Source organism: Ferruginibacter paludis (assembly GCF_030409685.1).
In the GTDB taxonomy this organism is placed as follows: domain Bacteria; phylum Bacteroidota; class Bacteroidia; order Chitinophagales; family Chitinophagaceae; genus Ferruginibacter; species Ferruginibacter paludis.
In genome coordinates this window covers 14,820-32,617 of sequence record NZ_JAUFQJ010000006.1, presented here as the reverse complement: position 1 = coordinate 32,617, position 17,798 = coordinate 14,820, and the positions used below count along the sequence as shown (strand labels likewise).

16 protein-coding genes are annotated in these 17,798 nt (G+C 35.0%); 7 read left to right on the top strand and 9 right to left on the bottom strand.

What is annotated here, in order from left to right; genetic code table 11:
* Window positions 1-80: 80 nt before the first annotated feature.
* The 4 genes from QWZ08_RS10650 to QWZ08_RS10635 all read right to left on the bottom strand — a co-directional run bounded on the left by QWZ08_RS10650 (window position 81) and on the right by QWZ08_RS10635 (window position 5,704).
* A complete protein-coding gene (locus QWZ08_RS10650; protein WP_290337391.1) occupies window positions 81-1,496 on the bottom strand; it encodes a YncE family protein in 1,416 nt (471 codons plus the stop codon).
* A gap of 4 nt (window positions 1,497-1,500) precedes the next feature.
* Window positions 1,501-2,148 carry a DUF305 domain-containing protein gene (locus QWZ08_RS10645; RefSeq protein WP_290337390.1) on the bottom strand — a complete coding sequence of 216 codons (648 nt, stop codon included), beginning with the start codon at window positions 2,146-2,148 and terminating at the stop codon, window positions 1,501-1,503.
* 161 nt (window positions 2,149-2,309) lie between these two features.
* Window positions 2,310-4,673 carry a glycosyltransferase gene (locus QWZ08_RS10640; RefSeq protein ID WP_290337389.1) on the bottom strand — a complete coding sequence of 788 codons (2,364 nt, stop codon included), beginning with the start codon at window positions 4,671-4,673 and terminating at the stop codon, window positions 2,310-2,312.
* Entirely contained in the window at window positions 4,670-5,704 is a 1,035-nt protein-coding gene (locus QWZ08_RS10635; protein ID WP_290337388.1) for a glycoside hydrolase family 130 protein, read from the bottom strand. The genes QWZ08_RS10640 and QWZ08_RS10635 overlap by 4 nt, the downstream gene beginning before the upstream one ends.
* 580 nt (window positions 5,705-6,284) lie before the next feature.
* On the opposite strand from QWZ08_RS10635, the gene QWZ08_RS10630 reads away from it, so the two are divergent.
* Window positions 6,285-7,601, top strand: a complete 1,317-nt coding sequence (locus tag QWZ08_RS10630; RefSeq protein ID WP_290337387.1) for a MutS-related protein — start codon at window positions 6,285-6,287, stop codon at window positions 7,599-7,601.
* Window positions 7,602-7,853: 252 nt separating this feature from the next.
* Here the strand turns inward: QWZ08_RS10630 and QWZ08_RS10625 are convergent, their stop codons facing one another.
* From QWZ08_RS10625 to QWZ08_RS10605, 5 genes are all read right to left on the bottom strand, one after another.
* Window positions 7,854-8,060 carry a hypothetical protein gene (locus QWZ08_RS10625; protein WP_290337386.1) on the bottom strand — a complete coding sequence of 69 codons (207 nt, stop codon included), beginning with the start codon at window positions 8,058-8,060 and terminating at the stop codon, window positions 7,854-7,856.
* 115 nt (window positions 8,061-8,175) lie between these two features.
* Window positions 8,176-8,802, bottom strand: coding sequence for an alpha/beta hydrolase (locus QWZ08_RS10620; protein ID WP_290337385.1), 627 nt, complete (start codon window positions 8,800-8,802; stop codon window positions 8,176-8,178).
* A complete protein-coding gene (locus QWZ08_RS10615) occupies window positions 8,802-9,761 on the bottom strand; it encodes a ring-cleaving dioxygenase (protein WP_290337384.1) in 960 nt (319 codons plus the stop codon). The genes QWZ08_RS10620 and QWZ08_RS10615 overlap by 1 nt, the downstream gene beginning before the upstream one ends.
* On the bottom strand, window positions 9,758-10,105 hold the full coding sequence (locus tag QWZ08_RS10610; RefSeq protein ID WP_290337383.1) for a cupin domain-containing protein: 348 nt from the start codon (window positions 10,103-10,105) through the stop codon (window positions 9,758-9,760). Before QWZ08_RS10610 ends, QWZ08_RS10615 begins: the two co-directional genes overlap by 4 nt.
* A 38-nt stretch (window positions 10,106-10,143) precedes the next feature.
* Complete coding sequence (locus QWZ08_RS10605) at window positions 10,144-10,479, bottom strand: hypothetical protein (RefSeq protein ID WP_290337382.1); 336 nt, start codon at window positions 10,477-10,479, stop codon at window positions 10,144-10,146.
* 545 nt (window positions 10,480-11,024) lie between these two features.
* On the opposite strand from QWZ08_RS10605, the gene QWZ08_RS10600 reads away from it, so the two are divergent.
* The 6 genes from QWZ08_RS10600 to QWZ08_RS10575 all read left to right on the top strand — a co-directional run bounded on the left by QWZ08_RS10600 (window position 11,025) and on the right by QWZ08_RS10575 (window position 17,780).
* Window positions 11,025-12,065, top strand: a complete 1,041-nt coding sequence (locus QWZ08_RS10600; protein WP_290337381.1) for a lipid A deacylase LpxR family protein — start codon at window positions 11,025-11,027, stop codon at window positions 12,063-12,065.
* 444 nt (window positions 12,066-12,509) lie between these two features.
* Complete coding sequence (locus QWZ08_RS10595; RefSeq protein ID WP_290337380.1) at window positions 12,510-12,716, top strand: hypothetical protein; 207 nt, start codon at window positions 12,510-12,512, stop codon at window positions 12,714-12,716.
* A 58-nt stretch (window positions 12,717-12,774) separates the two neighbouring features.
* Window positions 12,775-13,116 carry a hypothetical protein gene (locus tag QWZ08_RS10590; protein ID WP_290337379.1) on the top strand — a complete coding sequence of 114 codons (342 nt, stop codon included), beginning with the start codon at window positions 12,775-12,777 and terminating at the stop codon, window positions 13,114-13,116.
* 4 nt (window positions 13,117-13,120) lie between these two features.
* Entirely contained in the window at window positions 13,121-14,329 is a 1,209-nt protein-coding gene (locus QWZ08_RS10585; RefSeq protein ID WP_290337378.1) for a Pycsar system effector family protein, read from the top strand.
* Window positions 14,326-15,177 (top strand): hypothetical protein, encoded by an 852-nt coding sequence (locus tag QWZ08_RS10580; RefSeq protein WP_290337377.1) that lies wholly within the window; start codon window positions 14,326-14,328, stop codon window positions 15,175-15,177. Before QWZ08_RS10585 ends, QWZ08_RS10580 begins: the two co-directional genes overlap by 4 nt.
* Complete coding sequence (locus QWZ08_RS10575; protein ID WP_290337376.1) at window positions 15,177-17,780, top strand: BamA/TamA family outer membrane protein; 2,604 nt, start codon at window positions 15,177-15,179, stop codon at window positions 17,778-17,780. The genes QWZ08_RS10580 and QWZ08_RS10575 overlap by 1 nt, the downstream gene beginning before the upstream one ends.
* Window positions 17,781-17,798: the final 18 nt, after the last annotated feature.

The window sequence follows — 17,798 nt, the reverse complement described above, 5'->3', positions numbered from 1 at the left end:
GCAATCAATGAAAAAATATGCTGTTATCAACGTACTGTTAGCAGTAACTATAATAATATAAACAGGCTTTGGTATATGGTCTAATTAGCAACCGGTATATTATCAAGAAGGACAGCCCTGCCCGAAGCGTTGTCAATTAGTACTACATGCCGGTATAATTGTCTGGTTGTTGGTGTATTTAATTCTTTTATCAGCCCGGTTGATTGCCCTGCATATTTACCCTCACCGTCTGCCTGGAATGTATTGATTTGATAGTCTTTTAAAAATGGAGCGGCCGCAGATTTTGATAAGGCAAGGGTGTAAGAATTGTTGGGCAGTAATCCACTAAAAACCTGCTCAACAAGGTCAGCCAAACCTATACTCCTTACTGATAACCGCCCATGAGCATTGTCATTTTTAGCAGGATTATTTAAGACTACAACTTGTGTCGATGCGGTATCATTTAACGGGCTAAGGCCGGCGACCGATTTTAGTAAATCCGTTACCGCATTATCAGCATATACCAATGCCTGTGGACTTTGCCCGATCTGAATGGTAGCTGTTACACTCATGTTTTGCAAGTTGATTGCCTGTACCTGGTCACCATATTCAATGCCGATATACATCAGCTTACCATCTGCAGAGGGCCATATACCATGGGGTAGGGCACCTACATTAATGGTATCTCTTTGTAGAAAATTATTGGCAACATCAAATGTTCTGACTTTATTTTCCCCACCTATTGTAACCATCATCAATAAAATATTATCTACAATACTGAAAGTTACGTGGTTGGTGATGGCCCCGGTGGTGATCACTTTTTCAATAGCCATTTTACTGGTGTTAACAACCGTTACCTTACCCACATCTTTGTGTGTTAGTGCGATCCATTTCCCATCGGAGCTTGTAAATATGTTAGGTGAAAAGGGGCTTGTAACCGGAATACGTTTTATTATTTTCAGGGTCGATGTGTTAACGATATCAAGTTCGGGGGTAAAGCTTGAACATACGTATGCTAGTTTTCCATCCGGCGTAAAAGCTACCATGCCCGGCCCATCTGCTACCGGCACCCTTTTAATCTCTGTCATCAGGTTAACATCAATTACACTAATGTATGCTTCACCACGTACAGATACCCATACCTGTTTGTTGTCGGGTGTAAAGGTGGGCTCGTGCGGCGAGCGGCCAATATATAGGGTTTTAAGTACCTGGTTATTTTCAGTTGAAATAAATGTAACAGAATTTGAGCCAATAGATACAACAGCAAGTAACCTTCTTGCAGCGCAATATCGTAGCCCATGTACTAGTGCCTGACCCTTGTATAATGGGTTCAGAACATTCGGATATGGTTTGCCCAATTTAATTTCGCCAAGCAGCATATTGGTTGACGGATCTATTACAGAAACTGTGTTGGATATCTGGTTGGCGGTATAGACCCTGTCGTGTGCATAAATACTTTGTGCGCTGGTGACTATAGAGCCAAATAACACAACTATTGTTAGAATAAAAACTTTCATAAAATTATTTTTTTAGAAACAGTAACATTTGTTCAATTTCTACTTGCTCTGCTGAAATGATATGTTTGGAATAAGCAGCTACCTTTTGGTCGGTTGTGAATTTGAGAACCACCCTGGCCATGTCAATGGCGGCCTGGTGGTGCGGTATCATTATAGTTGCAAATGCATGATCATTATTTGCAAGCTTACTTTTTGCACGCATATTTTGCATCATTACCACCATTGTTTGATTAAAGCTTTTAGTAAAAGATTCCGTAATCTTAGCTGTATCTGCAAGACTTTTATTTAACCATATCTGCATCTGATTTACTTCATTGCGTTGCTCTGCTACTATACTTTTAGCAAGCTGTATCATGGTAAAATCTTTACCATGTTGAATTTCATATTCCGCCATTTCAATAGCCCCTTCATGGTGGGGGATCATTTGTAACATGAATTGGGTCCCAACTGTTTCGCCTGTAGTTGCATGATCCATTTTCGCCATCATAGCATCCATCATACCAAAAAAAACATTTTTCTGAATTTTAGAAGGCTCCATATCATGCATTTTCATTTGCTGGGCAATAGCCGAACGGCTAATAAAAATAAGCGCCATACAAAAACATAGATATTTTCTTGTGAGAAACATTTTAGTAAAATATTTTAATTTCATTGGTTGATTTATTAATAAATAAAATTGACTCTATCTTATGGCGAATGTTGAACCCAATCCAGTTTTTTAATGTAATTTGTTGTAATTAATTTGTGCCATTTTACTTATCGGGAATACCACCTCTCGTATCTTTTAACAATGTAAATTTTACATCTGGCAGCCTATCCTGGGAGTTGTAAACTTTTTTGCAAATTATTTGTAGCTAACTTTTTTTCATGAAAATATGTTTCCATAGTTAATCGTGCCATCAGATAACTTAATGTAGATTCTGCTCCCTGATTTAGATTTACATAAGTATCTTCAAGCCCATCGTAGCAGCCACCTGTGCAGGGATTATAAATTATTCTGTGCAGGTGATTGTTACCCTGAAACCAGCTAAACGCCATGTTCATTTTACCATCATAATTATCTTCGCTGAAGACTTTATGAAATTTATCCAGCGCAAGTATTGTATAAGCAATGTCAATGGGTTGTTCACCTCCTTTTATCTCCTTATTTTGAGCTTCATTTTTTTGCAACCATCCTTTGTTTGAAACTACTTTTATAGCCGTTTTAGAAAATGTCTTCAATAACAGAAAATCGAATGATGCTTTCGCTATTTGTTTATAGATCGTTTCACCGGTGGCCAGCCAGGCGCATAACAATGCCTCAGGCAAAATACTGTTGCCATAAGTAAGATAACTTTCAAACCATTTCCAGTCATTTTCCGATTCGTGCCTGTACATTTGCACAAGCCTGTTGGCAAATGTTTTTATAAGCAAAATATTATCTTCAGAAGGATTATTTGTGTTGCAATAGTATAAACCCTTAATTATAAAACCCATCGCACGGGGAGAGTTAATCTTAAATTTATTTGATAAAGCTTTTGCAATAATTTGTTTTACGTCACTTTGTAAATATACTGGCAGTAAATCACTAGTAGAAATCATATAGCCTAAAGCCCATATTGCTCTTCCATTAGAATCTTCCAGATTTGCTGCAAAGTTTTGTTTTGTAAAGTTTTTATTTTCATCAACATAATTTAAAAAATACCCATTATGCTGTAAACAGAATTTTATGAAATTAAAGTAGCGAAAAATATAATCTACATCCTCCGGATTGTTAGTTAATTCATAATGCTGGCACATAGCAACCAATCCTCTTGCATTGTCATCCAGTGTATATCCCGATTGCAGATCGGGTACATTCATTTCTGAAAACTGCACAATGCCAAAATTGGTGGTAATCCTTTTTAAGTGATTGAGATTTATTTTTGGATTGCTGTATTTAATATTAACTGAATTATCAGCTACGTTTTCAAATAAAATTGCATAAGAAATAGCACTGTTTTCCCAGGCCGTGGGTGCCATCTTGTGCAACGCATTTAAACTGATTTTTTTTCTTAATTCCTCATCTTTTAATAATTTTATTACCACTGTTGAAAGTTGCGTTGGATTTTCAAAATCAACCGCAAGTGCTGCCTCATTTTTAATAAGTTCTATTGCATGGGGTATTGGTGTAGTTACAATAGCACATCCACAACTCATGGCATATGAGAAGGTGCCACTTACTGCCTGGTTGGGATCTTTAGAAGTGAATAAATAAATATCAGTGAGTTGCAGGTATTCCAATAGCTGCGGCAAAGAGAGGAATTGATTTATAAATTGTACATGATTCTCCAAATGCAAAAAAACCACTTTTTCTTCAAGTGTTTTCCGGTACTTTTCGCCCTCATGTAAAACCACACCGGGATGTGTTTTACCAATAATTAGAAATAAAACATTTTTATTTTTTGCTACAATGGCCGGCAATGCTTCCAAAGTAATTTCAATCCCTTTTCCAGAACTTAATAAGCCAAAAGTGGATAATATTGTTTTATTGGAAAGGTTGTATTTCCTTTTTAAATAACTCCTGTCTGTGTGGGGTACGAGGTGAGTACCATGAGGAATAACAGTTATCTTTTTTTCATCTAAAAGATAGTCCCTCATCAGTAGTTCTAAAGATGATTGTGTCATTACCACTATACTTTCCGACTGTTGTGCAATGGCTTGAACATTTACTTTTAAAATTTCATCTGGGTATGGTAACACTGTATGAAAAACGGTGATGATGGGTTTATCTACCAAAGAGAAAAATTGCAGAAATTCCTCTTCGCACTTTTTAAAAAATCCAAATTCATGTTGTATTAGCACCAGTTTTATGTTCGTATCGTTATTAATAGCTTTAACCAGATTAGGAAAAGATTCCGGATGATCGGTATTCATTGTAAACTCAACCTTCCCTTCATAATTTTGACACTCAGTATTATTTTCCACAGCGCAGATTTTAATACTAAAAGATGCATCAAATTTATTTTCTAAAGCTGTAATCAAATCATAAGAATAAGTAGCCAAACCACATTGCCTCGGAGGATATGAGTTGATAAATAAAATAACTGGCTTTTTATTTATTAAACCTTCGCCGGTTGCAATCCTGCTTGCTATTCCCCATTGCGGTTTTGCAAAATCTCTTACAACAATTTCATTATTTTGTACCTTAGTTATCATTTTTTTGTGTTAAGGATTAATTCATTTAGCAGAGCGCTTAAGCTTACTGTTGCGCATCCAATCCGTTCGTCTGCTGCTCCGTAATAAATATAAATTAAGTCATCAATTACAACAGCTCCCGTGGGGAATACTACATTATTTACTTCGCCTTTTAATTCCCACGGCATTTCTGGTTTAAAGAGTTCGTGGGGTAATGTTGCAATTACTTTTTGAGGATTATCAATATCAAGTAATGCCGCACATGCTGAATATACATATCCATCAACGCTATCATGCACACCATGATAAATAAGTATCCATCCTGCTGCTGTTTCTATTGGCGGACAACCGCCTCCCAAATAACTTATCTCGAAATTTCGTTCAGTATGCAGTACAATATTATTATCGTGGTACAGAAAATAGTTTTGCCAGAATTCAGGTGTAAGCTCTTCCAGTTCATAAACTGATACAATTTGAATATCTGGTTTTATACGATGCAAAAAATATAATTTTCCGTTTATTCTGCGTGGAAAGAATATCACGTTTTTGTCCCACACAAATACTTTTCTTCCTTTTTTTTCATAGATGCCCCCATCATTATTGTATCGAGTGTATTTTTTATTCAATGTACCCCTCATATCGGCCAGCCGGTTAAATTCTTCCCATGCCATCATTGGAACAATAATTCCTTTTTTCGCAAAATGAATTAGATCTTGGGATACTGCCAATGCTCCCAAAGCATTTACACCATCATACGCTGTGTAAGTGAGGTAAAATAAATTGTCAATTTTAACGATTCGTGGATCTTCTATACCTTGTGATTCATAATCGAATTGTGGGAAAAGAACGGGAATTTCAATCCTGTCTTTTACCTTCCAAGGGTTTTCAAGATTGCAATAACCAATGGTTGAATAATTTCCCTTTCCAACTGCCCTGTAAAAAATATGAATAACATCATTGTATATAATGGCAGCAGGATTAAGCACACCTTCTATTTCAAATGCTAAAGAACTCTTACTAATAACAATGCCTTCCTTTTTTACTGCTATCATATTGCTTAATTTAAATTAATTTCTATGGTTATAGTAAGACGACTACAACTAAAACATCATAAAGTAACAATTACCAGGGTGTATTATATTTTCAATCTTTTAATCGAGTCACACAACTTAAAATATTTTTTAAAAATTATTCTTGCGACATAATTTCAACCTCTCACTATAATGGATTATCTAACAAAATAACATCAGTAAATTAAGGCTGACAAGGTATATGTAAAGGCAATGAATGTATATATTCCAGCCCAATAATTATTTCAAATATCGGTTCGAGAATAAAATGTCTGTAATAATAAAATAGCGAAAGCGATTGAATGAAAAAGAATCTATTAGTCAAAAAATATGAATTTACGGGACAAATAATTATCATTCCGAAATGCAATATTTGATCTGGAAAATTCTAATTTTCTACATAGCTGCTAAACGGTTATTATGAGATTAGTTTTAATACTTAATTAATACGTATAATGGTGTTATCATCGGTTTTTTAAAATAAACCAAACGAATTCTGACAGAAGGCGAGATGATTTCTGTGGTACTAAAACTCTTTTTGTAAATACTATAAATGCATTTAATGGAAATAGATAAAACGTCCCTTAACGATTTAGCCATTTTTAATGGTTATGAAGATTTTTCTGTTTTTAATAAGCTGAATAATACACTTACTACCAACGGCAAAGAACAGTTGAGAAAAAATCTTGCCACTCCACTTTCTTCAACGCAAGCCATAAATAATGTGCAGCAAACGCTTAAATTCATTATGCAAGGGGTAGGGCAATGGCCTATTGTGATAAGCAATGGAACAATAATGGTAGTAGAACGTTTTTATGAATACAGCTTGGATCCTTTGCCAAACAATATATCTTTTTTAACGGCTAAAAGTTATAAATTATTTCACAATGCTGACTACACCCTCATCCAATATTCTATCATTCATTGTTTCGATTTTATCAAGGGTATGATGTATTTTGTTGATACATACTTAAATGAAAATACACCTGCCAACTTAAGAAAACTATTAGAAACGGCTGCCAGAATATTAGGTGCCGAAGAGTTAAATGTGGTTCAGGAATTTGCGAAGCCGGACGAGCTTACTGTGCCACAACAACTTCAGTTTGGACAGTTTTTACGCTATCATTTCAAACAAAATATATTTACGCTTATTGATATCCATGCACAATTGGATGCGTTGTATGGAATGGCAGTTAGTATAAACAAATACCAGTTTGTTTTTCCTGAATTTATAGAAAGTGATCATTCCCTGGTAGCAGTTGAAGGGCTATATCATATTCTTTTACAAAAGCCGGTTCCCTATGATGTACTGATGAATCCTCAAAGTAATTTTTTATTTTTAACAGGTGCTAATATGGCTGGTAAAAGTACTTTTATCAAATCGGTTGGGATAGCAATTTTTCTGGCCCATGTGGGGATGGGCGTACCTGCGAAAAATATGAAACTTACCTTAATTGATGGTATGCTTAGCAATATAAATGTGATAGACAATATATCAAAAGGTGAAAGTTATTTTTACAACGAGGTACAGCGTATTAAAGCTACCATTGATAAAATTCGGGATGGCAGAAAATGGCTTATACTGATTGATGAATTATTTAAAGGAACCAATATCCAGGATGCTATGAAATGCAGTACGGTAGTTATTGAAGGACTGCTTAAAATAACCAACTCTCTTTTTATTCTTTCTACTCATCTTTACGAAATAGGTGAAAATCTGAAACTCTTTCCAAACATTAGTTTTAATTATTTCGAAACAATTATTAACGATGGACAATTTAGTTTTAATTATCAGCTACGGAATGGCATAAGCACCGACCGACTTGGGTATCTTATTTTGGAACGGGAAGGTGTTGTGAAAATGCTTGAGACTTTATAAGGCTTTTTATGAAAGCTATACTTTAATTGGTGTGCGCCAATGGTAAATCCAGTGCAATATTTCTATAATTCCTTAATCTGGCTGTGAAGTAGGCCAGATATCAACACATCAAAAAGTTTGTCAAGTTAAAAATTAGACAAACTTATTAATTACTCATTCATTGATTTTTAATTTTTGAATCATGCTGTCGCTAACAGCCTCACCTCACCACATACGCCATAAGCATTTATCAGCAAGCCTTTTGTATTGCCATCAATTGATTGAATACAGTACACTTGAATCATCTGGATTAGTATCAGCTTCAAAACGATAATTTTCAACAATTTCAAAATTTGAGGGATAAAGAATAATTCCAGCATCATTACAGTTTATGGCATCAATATCAAGCTTAAAGTCTACAGTAAATCTTCTTTGTTTTAAATCCCCCAAACCTTCTATTAAATTTTCATATATACTCATAACCTTTGTTTTACTGAATTCAGGAATAGAATAATGAGGTTATATCCCTTCCGTTATTTGCCCTAAAAAATTTGAATTAACTCTTTACCTTAAAATAGAATAGCTAAACTAAATGCTATTTTAAGACAATTTTATTTACCCACTCTATTTCATCCTGGTTAATTGTATGACCCATTCCCGGATATACTTTTAAGGCAACATCTGCACCCAGGTTTTCCATAATGCTTTTTGATTCTTCTGATCGCTTCAATGGCACATGAGGGTCCCGGTCACTATTGCCAATAAATATTTTTGTTTTTTCGAAATCACCACAATAGTTTTCTATAATTAGAACTTCCCCAATTAAACCGCCTGTAAACGCAATTACTCCACCGTACTTTTTTGGATTTCGGGCAGCAAACTCAAGGCTTAGACAGGCCCCCTGTGAAAAGCCTATTATATAAACCTGCTTACTGTTGAGACCTTTGGCTTCTGTATCAGCCATAATGCCGCCCAGCAGGTCTAATGCAGAATTTAACCAGGGCTGGTTTTTTTCAACCGGAGCCAAAAAACTGTTTGGATACCAGGAATTATTAGTTGCCTGTGGCGCAATAATATGAGTTGCTGCCGTCGTCTTCAAATGATGAGTGAATGAGATGATGTCCTCTGCAGTACCGCCTCTTCCATGCAGCATGAGCAATATGGTCTCAGCTTTTTCAATGTCAACACCAGCCACCCTTATATTTTTTTTATGCCCTTCCATTAGTCTTCAAATTTTTCTTTATTTAATTGTATCGGTTGCAGAACATTTTCTATTTCATAACGCTTAGGTTCATACCAGGCTGGCAGTTTTAAAGACTCTCCCAAATGATCGGGTTCTTCATCAACTGAAAATCCTGGCGGGACGGTGGCGATTTCAAATAATACACCGCCGGGTTCTCTGAAATAAATGGAATGAAAATATTCCCTGTCTAAAACAAGGGTGGGATTAAAACCAGCAGCTACTAATTTTTCCCTGGCTTTCAATTGTGACGAATCATCCGCAGTAGCAAAAGCTATGTGATGAATAGTGCCGCTGCCACCTAACCCACGCAGCGAATCGGGGGAGCAAATAATATCAACAAAATCTCCTGGTTTACCGCTGGCAGAATACCGGAAGCGATTATCTTTTTCGGCAATCAACTGGTGGTCCATTTGAGCGGTCAGTAAACCTGCTGTTTTTTCATAACCGTCCGCTGCCAATGTTACGCCATAAAAACCTTTTACACTATGCTCCAATGGTATTTGCCCGTAAGTAGAACCGGGCCTGAAGTCCTCTTTATTGGCGACCAATTCAATGCCCAATCCATCTGGGTCTTCAAAGTATATAAACGATTCTTTGCTATACCGGGTGTCTGGTGCATTGTATTTAATATTGAACTTTGTGAGCCTTTTCATCCAGTATTCAAGTGAGGTTTCCGGTATTGAAAATGAAGTAACAGCTACCTGCCCTTTACCTTTTCTTCCTTTTGCTAAAGTTGGATAAGGAAAGAAAGTAAGTATGGTGCCGGGGGCTCCCGTTTCGTTTCCGTAATACAAATGATAAACGTCCGGCGCATCAAAATTGATGGTTTTTTTTACCAGCCGCAGTCCCAATATGCCTGCATAAAAATCAAGATTTTTTTGAGGGTCACTTGCCAAAGCAGTAATGTGATGGATTCCCGTAATTAATTGATTGCTCATAAAGTTATAAATAGAGATTTGCGTATGCTTTGTAGTATGTTCTCTGTCTTGTGGCCAGCGCCGGCAGTATCTTCCACCAATAATATTTCCCCGCCTCTAAATCTTCTCACAACTCCGAGGCTGGTAGTTATTTTAATTTCCCCATCTAAGAGTATAATGAATTGCCTTGTAGGTGCGTTATGAAAATCCCAGTCATAGTCAGCTTTATTCTCCCGGAATATAAGCGCATTTGTTTCAAAAGGCATGGATAGCGAACCCATAATGCCTTTATCTACCAGAGGTACATATACTACCTCAAAATGACTGTCGCCGTTATCATCTGCAAATATCCTGGTGTAGTGCATTATACTTAATTTATGGCAGTTAAAATATCATAATAAATTCATAGCCTGCTTGCGTGGTCGTTCTCTAATTGTTTTGAATTTATTTTTATGAGTTTACTGTTAATGACTGGTGTATTTTTCCTCCCGCGTTTTTTTTGACGGGTTATTAAAATACCTTTAACACAGGAGTAATTTGCAACTACAGCAAAAATTTGCATTTCATTTCCTGCCGGGGAGCCGAAATGATAAGATTCAATTAATGTAATATCTCCCGGTGATAGCAATACTTTTTGCTGCACCCACAAAAGGTTGCTTCCTGAAAATACAAAGTCTTCTGTGAAGCCATTTTCGTGTAACTCAATAATGGCCGCCCATTTATTTATATATGCATCCATAAATAAATTATTTACTTACGATAAGGGTATTGATATTTATCCCACCTTCCATTCCCTTTTCTAATATTTTCTGCTGTCCGGTTATTCTTATCTTAATGAATGCTCCGCCAATTCTGACTTAACTAATATTTATGCTCTTTTTATTTAAAAGTGAATTTTTCCTTCCCTTTTTACATTACTTGTTACTAACCGAAATTTATTTTTAATAATTGTCATGTAAAACTGAGCAATTAAACAGAACAGCATTTTGCTTTGCCATCAAAACTTTTTGATTTTTAGATTCATTAATTAGCAGAAATAAACAGTGAATTATATTTTCAAAAACAATGGCCTTTATTGAATACAATTAGTAGCCTGTCGTCCTCACTTTTGTATAACAAATATTAGCCTTTTAAAAGAAGTTGTAGCATTCCTGATCTAACCCAGGGATTATTTAGAGACGTCCTACACTCATTCGCCAGCTTAGCTAAATAATAAAAAAATTTTTCAAGCAATAACAAAAATATCGTTGAGTTCGCTTTTTATTCAAGTTTAACATTTACGGAATGGAAAAACATTTAGTTCATTTATTATTCCTGCAATTATGTATTGTTGGATATCTTTTTACATATGCGCAAGCAGAAAAAGAAATCAGTCTTTTTCGTATTTACGAAGACAATGATTTTTTTAATATAAGGGGTAAAGGCACTGACAAAGCATACAGTGGTGGAACCCGGTTAGATTTTTTTTACAACCAAAAATCAAAACACAGTTTGTTTCCCGGGATTTTAAAACCAAAGCATGATACAACTATAATTATAGCTGGGTGGGGATTTATGCAAACAATATTTACGCCCAATGATATCCGTGATCCATATTTTCAACCCAATGATTATTTTTATTCCGGGGCATTATTTATTATCCGCTCCTTGTATTACTATCATCCCAAACACCATTATAGTTTTCAGACGGAATTACAATTGGGTATTAGGGGGCCGGCCGCACTAGGTAAGCAAGCCCAAACATTTATACACCGGATGATACATTATACAATTCCTATGGGTTGGGATAATCAATTACAAAATGCGCCGGTTATTAATGCCAATTTCACATTTGAAAAACAAGTAACGCCTGTAAATAAAAATTTTGAATTAATTGCTGGTGGAAAAGTCTATCTCGGTACCCTCTGCAATGGATTAACTTTCTCTCCCCAAATCCGCTATGGATTTATGAAACCATATTTTGATGGTTTTATAAGCCAATTCTCCAATGCCTTCTGCGGTAGTTATAAAAAGAAAAATAGAATGCAAGTTTACATTATTATCAAACCAGAATTACAATTGGTATTTAATAACGCATTACTAGAAGGCGGTTTATTCGCAAAAAAGCCAATTGTAAAATTTGATAACCGGCTATCGGTTATACCGCCATCAATAAATACCAACTCTGCAAGGAATATTCGTAATTGCGTCTATGCAATAAATTATGGGGCGGTTATATCGTCTGGAAAATTTGCCTTATCCTTCATCCAAAATACATCTACCGAAATGAGGAAAGGTACTTATAGTCATGAGGTAGGAAATATTTCATTGTATTTTATTTTGTAGGACGCCTTACTCATAAAAATATTTTTCAAAAAAAGGTAGTGTCTAAATTTTAAATCAGCACTTAATAATGCCGCCTCATTAATGAAGCTAAATATCAAATTCTTTGATTTGAATATTAAAACGAGTGCAAACATTGTTCACCAATTTTACATTTATAAAAGAATAAAGGATTTGTATAAAATTAAAAAATCTGAGTTACGCTATTTAAACTGCAAGTAAATCTAAACAATAGTTGCAAAGCCGGTAAGATGAAGTTAGTGAGTTGATATATTTATATTTTTTGGCAATCAGCAGTTGGTTTTGGACGTGAGCAGGCGATTGTTTCTACAATTGCCTGCTTTTTAAATTTTCGCAATTTCTCCTGACTATTTGTTGTTTTATTTTACCAATTTTTAAGGTTATCGTCTGTTTTAATAGATGTATTTGGTTATTTAAATATTCTTTATGAATACTACTGTTGAAAATATAAAAGTAAAAAAGCTGCAGCGTACTAGGAATGCGAGTATAGATGCTGACAAAAATATACATAGTAAGCATAAAAAAAGCGATGGCCTATTGGTATTGTTTCAATGTCCTGATAAAGTTTTTGAAGGATGGCAATTCTTTGAAATTGAAATTTATGAAGGGTTGTTTATTCCAGGTAAATTGTAAAATGTGTCTAAAAAAAATTGTGCAATTCCTTCCATAGCTAACTAATAAATTCTTATAAATGAAAAAGAAAAATAGAAATAATAAAAAAGAATTAAAAAAACGATTATCTGCAGCAACGGTTATATACCTTGACGGTCTTGGTGAAAAAAAGAAGTTACTGCTGGAAAAATACTTGGATAAAAAGATAGCCGGTATAGTGGATTATTATTTTGATTTACTAAAAAGGAAGAAAAGAAAAAGATTCTTTTTGCCGCCCCTTATCAATGGAGTGAAAATTACTGACACCGATATGCTTCGTCACGAAAATGGCGTTGATATTAATGTTGGGGCTCCTGCGAATGATGTAAATCTACAACCGGATAATATTGATAATAACACTAATCAAAATCTTAATAAGTAGCCTTATGATTTTAAGTGAAATATCATATCATAAGGCTGCGGGTAAATTCCTCAAGAAATATTTTGAAGACGCTGGTGGTACCAGTATATTTTATAGTTACGGGTTCATCAGTATGCTTGCGATAGAGGCAAAGCATATCGCTAAATCTATTTCTTTAAAAGGAATGGATTACCAAAATGCGATTGTAGCTACATGGTTCAGATATGCTGGCGTTACGGATATTTGTTTGGGCCGTACTGAAACCATGTACAATATTTTAAATAGTTTTTTTGCTGACATAAATTATCCGGAAACAGAACGGGAAGTTGTAGAAGACGCTATTTTAAACGTTATTGAGAATAAGGATGCAGAAACGGAGATACATAAGGTTTTAGCTGATGCCGTCAATAGTCGTTTGGCAAGTCACAACTTTATGGAATATATTCTTCTGATAAGCAAAGAAGTTAACAGGCTGACAGGTGTAGAAAGGAGTGAACTGTATTATGCTAACTATTTTTTAAACATTTTTCTTAAGTCCCATTATTATACAGAATATGCAAAGGAAAATTATTCAGTCCAGCGGGAAAAAAATTTCCAGTTGCTTGAAAAAAGAATTGATAAATTAAATGAATTAGAAGACGATATTGAACGCAATAATATAAAGTTAAAGGGTAATTCTTCTTTAACCAATAAAGAAACAGAAGACCTTTTCAAAATGGCTTTTCGTAATTATAATCACCTCGTTTCAGTAGCTGATTCGAAAGCTTCACTTTTAATTCATGTAAATTCTATTATTATTTCGGTAATGCTGGCTTTTGTATTAGGCAAAATAGAGAAGAATGTATTCCTACTATGGCCTGCTATATTGCTTCTCAGTATTTGCATGGTTACAATATTACTTTCCATATTAGCAAGCCGGCCCCAAAAAAACAGCTTTATGCAAGATCAACAATGTCATAGTTATCAGAAATTTTTCTTCGGGAGTTTTGATTTAATTGATCCAAGTTTTCAAGATGCAGACTGGGAAAAATATTACCGGCAATTGAATGAACTGTTTAGGAATTCCAGAGAAAGCGTTTACCTGGAAATATTTAAGGAGTCATTCAACGTTAGAAAAGTACTGTCAAAAAAATTTAATTATCTGTCAAAGGCCTATTGGGTTTTTATAGTTGGATTACTTGTGTCAGTTATCGCTTTTTTGCTGGCTATTAAAAATCAAATGGTAGCATTATGATAAAAATAATTACTGTTATATGGTCTATTATAATCTCGTTAGCTGCCTGCAGGTCAGGTGTGAAAAAAAATGAAATAGCTACTGAATCTAGGGATAACTTTTCTTACGATATTCATACACCTGATAAACGTTATGAATTACCCAAAAAATTAAAGGAAATCAGTGGTGTAGCTGCTGTTAATGATTCAATTATTGCTTGTGTAGCCGATGAAAAGGGGGTAGTTTATTTTTTTAATCTCAACAGCAATGACATTGATAATAAAATTTATTTTTCAGATAAAGGGGATTTTGAGGATCTGACAATAATCGGTGATACTATCTATGTACTTGATTCAAAAGGTGTGATATGGAGTATCAAAAAGTTTATGCAGCGACCTACTATAAGTTCCGTGCAACTGAATATCGACAAACCTTTCGAATTAGAAGGTATTTGTCACAGAGCGGATACATTATTTGTGGCGGCTAAATATTACCATAATAAAAAAAGAGATAGTGAAGGACGGTTACCGATTTGGAAAATGTCAATGCCACTTATGCAGGTAGATATCCCTTTTTTTGATTTGCCGGATATTGTGAAAGCACCCAATGGCGTCTCTTCTCCTTTTCATACATCAGCACTTATTTTTGACGAAATAAATAAGGAATGGATATTCATCAGCACTCATTCTAAATGGATGATACGCTGTGGCTATAGTGGAAATATTCTATTTACACAATCATTATCGGCCCAGGAATTTACCCAGCCGGAGGGAATTTGTTTTACGCCTTCAGGGAATTTACTGATTTCCAATGAAGGAAGAGAAGGCATTGCCTCAATCTTATTGTTTACTAGAAAAAACATGAGGTAATGAAAATGTTTTTATGCCTGTTGGCAACTGTGTTTTTATTTATGTATCTGTCTTTTATTTGCAATGCACAGGATGTTTTCTCTGATAATTTATCTAAAGATACGTCGAGAACTCCGCAGTTTACTATGCCTGCTGGAAGCCGCTTTGCCGCTACCAAATGGAAACAATTTTGGTGGGGTAAGCATTGGCGTAAAGAATGGTTGACGCCAGTTTCATTTCCCTTATTTAACTGGGATACCACGGCCGGTTGCTTAACGCCAATTAAAAAAGGTGGCGGCCACCAAACGCAAACTTTGAGACTGCTGGGAAATGATGGGAGAGAATATGTATTACGTACGATGGATAAAACGCTGGATGTTTTAATTCCGGAAGAATTTAAGGGAAGTTTTATAAATGATATTGCAAACGATCAAATTTCTACGGCGCACCCGTATGGTGCTTTGGCAATAGCACAATTGGCTGGAGGTATTGGCATCTTGCACACTAATCCTGTTATTGAATATGTACCAGGTAACGAAAGGTTAGGAATGTTCACAAAAGATTTTGCTGATAAGCTTTGCTTGTTTGAAGAAAGGCCTTCTGGTGAAGGTTGGAGCAAAACGTCTTTTACAGATTTTGCAGATAATATCATAAACTCCGAAAAGCTTTTTAAAAAATTACAATCTGACAACAGTAGTCAGGTTGATCAAAAAGAATTTTTGAAAATACGTTTGTTTGACATGTTGATTAATGATTGGGACAGGCATGAGGACCAATGGGTATGGGTAGCGCATAAAAAGAATGAAAAAACTATTTACCAGCCATTCGCAAGAGACAGAGATCAGGGATTCTCTAAAACAGACGGGGTGAATTTATTTTTATTATCGAGACCATGGGCGCTTCGTTCGATTCAAAATATGGATGCCAATGTTAAAGATGTGATCGGAACTAATTTAGCAGCTACTTTTCTCGATAAACAGTTTCTCAATGTTCTAACAGAAGCTGATTGGAAAAATACGATTGTTGCATTGCAGCAATTGCTTACAGATTCATTAATAAAAAAAGCATTACTCAAAATGCCTCCGGCCATATATAGCCTTTCGGGCGATTTTTTATATAAACGCCTACGTCAAAGAAGAGACAATATGTTGAAATTCGGTTTAAAGTATTACAAAATCTTAAATAAAGCCGTTACAATTACTGGAACCGATAAACAGGAAGTATTTATAATTAATAAAATTGATAAGGATAACACAGAAATTACTGTACTGGCAAAAAATAAAAAGAATACTAATGGAGAAATTATTTTTAGCAGAATATTTAATCATGCTGTTACTAAAGAAATAACATTGTATGGCCTTGGGGGCTGCGATGAATTTATTTACAAGGGGAGAAACAATAACAAAATATTTGATAGAGTTGTAGGCGGTGATGGCAATGATTTATATGAAGACAGTGTAGTAAACAAAACCCATGGTAAAAAATCACCTGTTTATGACTCACCATCAGACATGCCGGCATCATCAAAATCATTTTCTTATAAACCTACCAATGATACATCTATAACAAATTATAACCGGATGGAGTTTAAATATGATTGGTGGCTACCACTGATTATACCTGGCTATAACCCTGATGATGGATTTGTAGTTGGCGCTGGTTTAATTTATAAAAAACGTCAGTGGAAAAAAAAACCTTTCGGATGGCAACAAACTTTTATAGCAAATTATGCAGCAGCTACGGGTGCCTTTAATTTATTTTATAATGGCATTTTTAAAAAAAAATTGGGAAAATGGGATTTTGATTTAACTGCAAATTATAACGCACCCTCCTTTGTATTAAATTTTTATGGTTTTGGAAATAATACAAAGCTGCTGTATGATGATAAAAACTTTTACCGTGTAAGTACAAGGGGCTTTTTCTTTAATCCCGGTATAAGCCGTTTATGGAATAATACTACATTCAAAGCTGGCCTTATTTTTAATACAGTAAAAGTTGAAAGAAGAGAAAACAAATTTATTAACCTGGCGATTCCATTAATAGATTCATCTGTTTTTAAAAATAAATATTTTGCCGGTGCTAAAATTTCTTATTCGTTCAATAATTCCGATGTGCTTAGGTATCCCTCAAAAGGCATCAATTTTAATGCAAAAGCAAATTACCTCGTAAATTTAAAAGAAGGCAAAAGGAATTTTGTTAATGCACAATCCAACCTTAGTTTTTATTATACACCTTTTAAAAATATCACATTAGCTCACCGCACCGGGGCATCAGAAAATTTTGGCGAATACGAATTTTATCAGGCAAATACCATCGGTGGTCACGACGAATTAAGGGGTTATTGGCGCACAAGGTTTACAGGCCGAGGCAGTTTTTATCAAAATACGGATGTACGAATTAAACTGGCAGCATTAAAAGGGTACGTATTAAGGGGAATGGTAGGTGTTTACGGCTTTTTTGATGATGGCAGGGTTTGGGCTAAATATGAGAAATCAACTTTGCTTCATATAGGATATGGTGGCGGCATTTATTTTATTCCTTATAACGCACTTGCAGTTAATTTGTCTTATGCAGCTTCAAGAGAAGTAAATGTATTTACGTTCCGTATTGGATTCTTATTTTAACTATTTTAAAAGGTATAG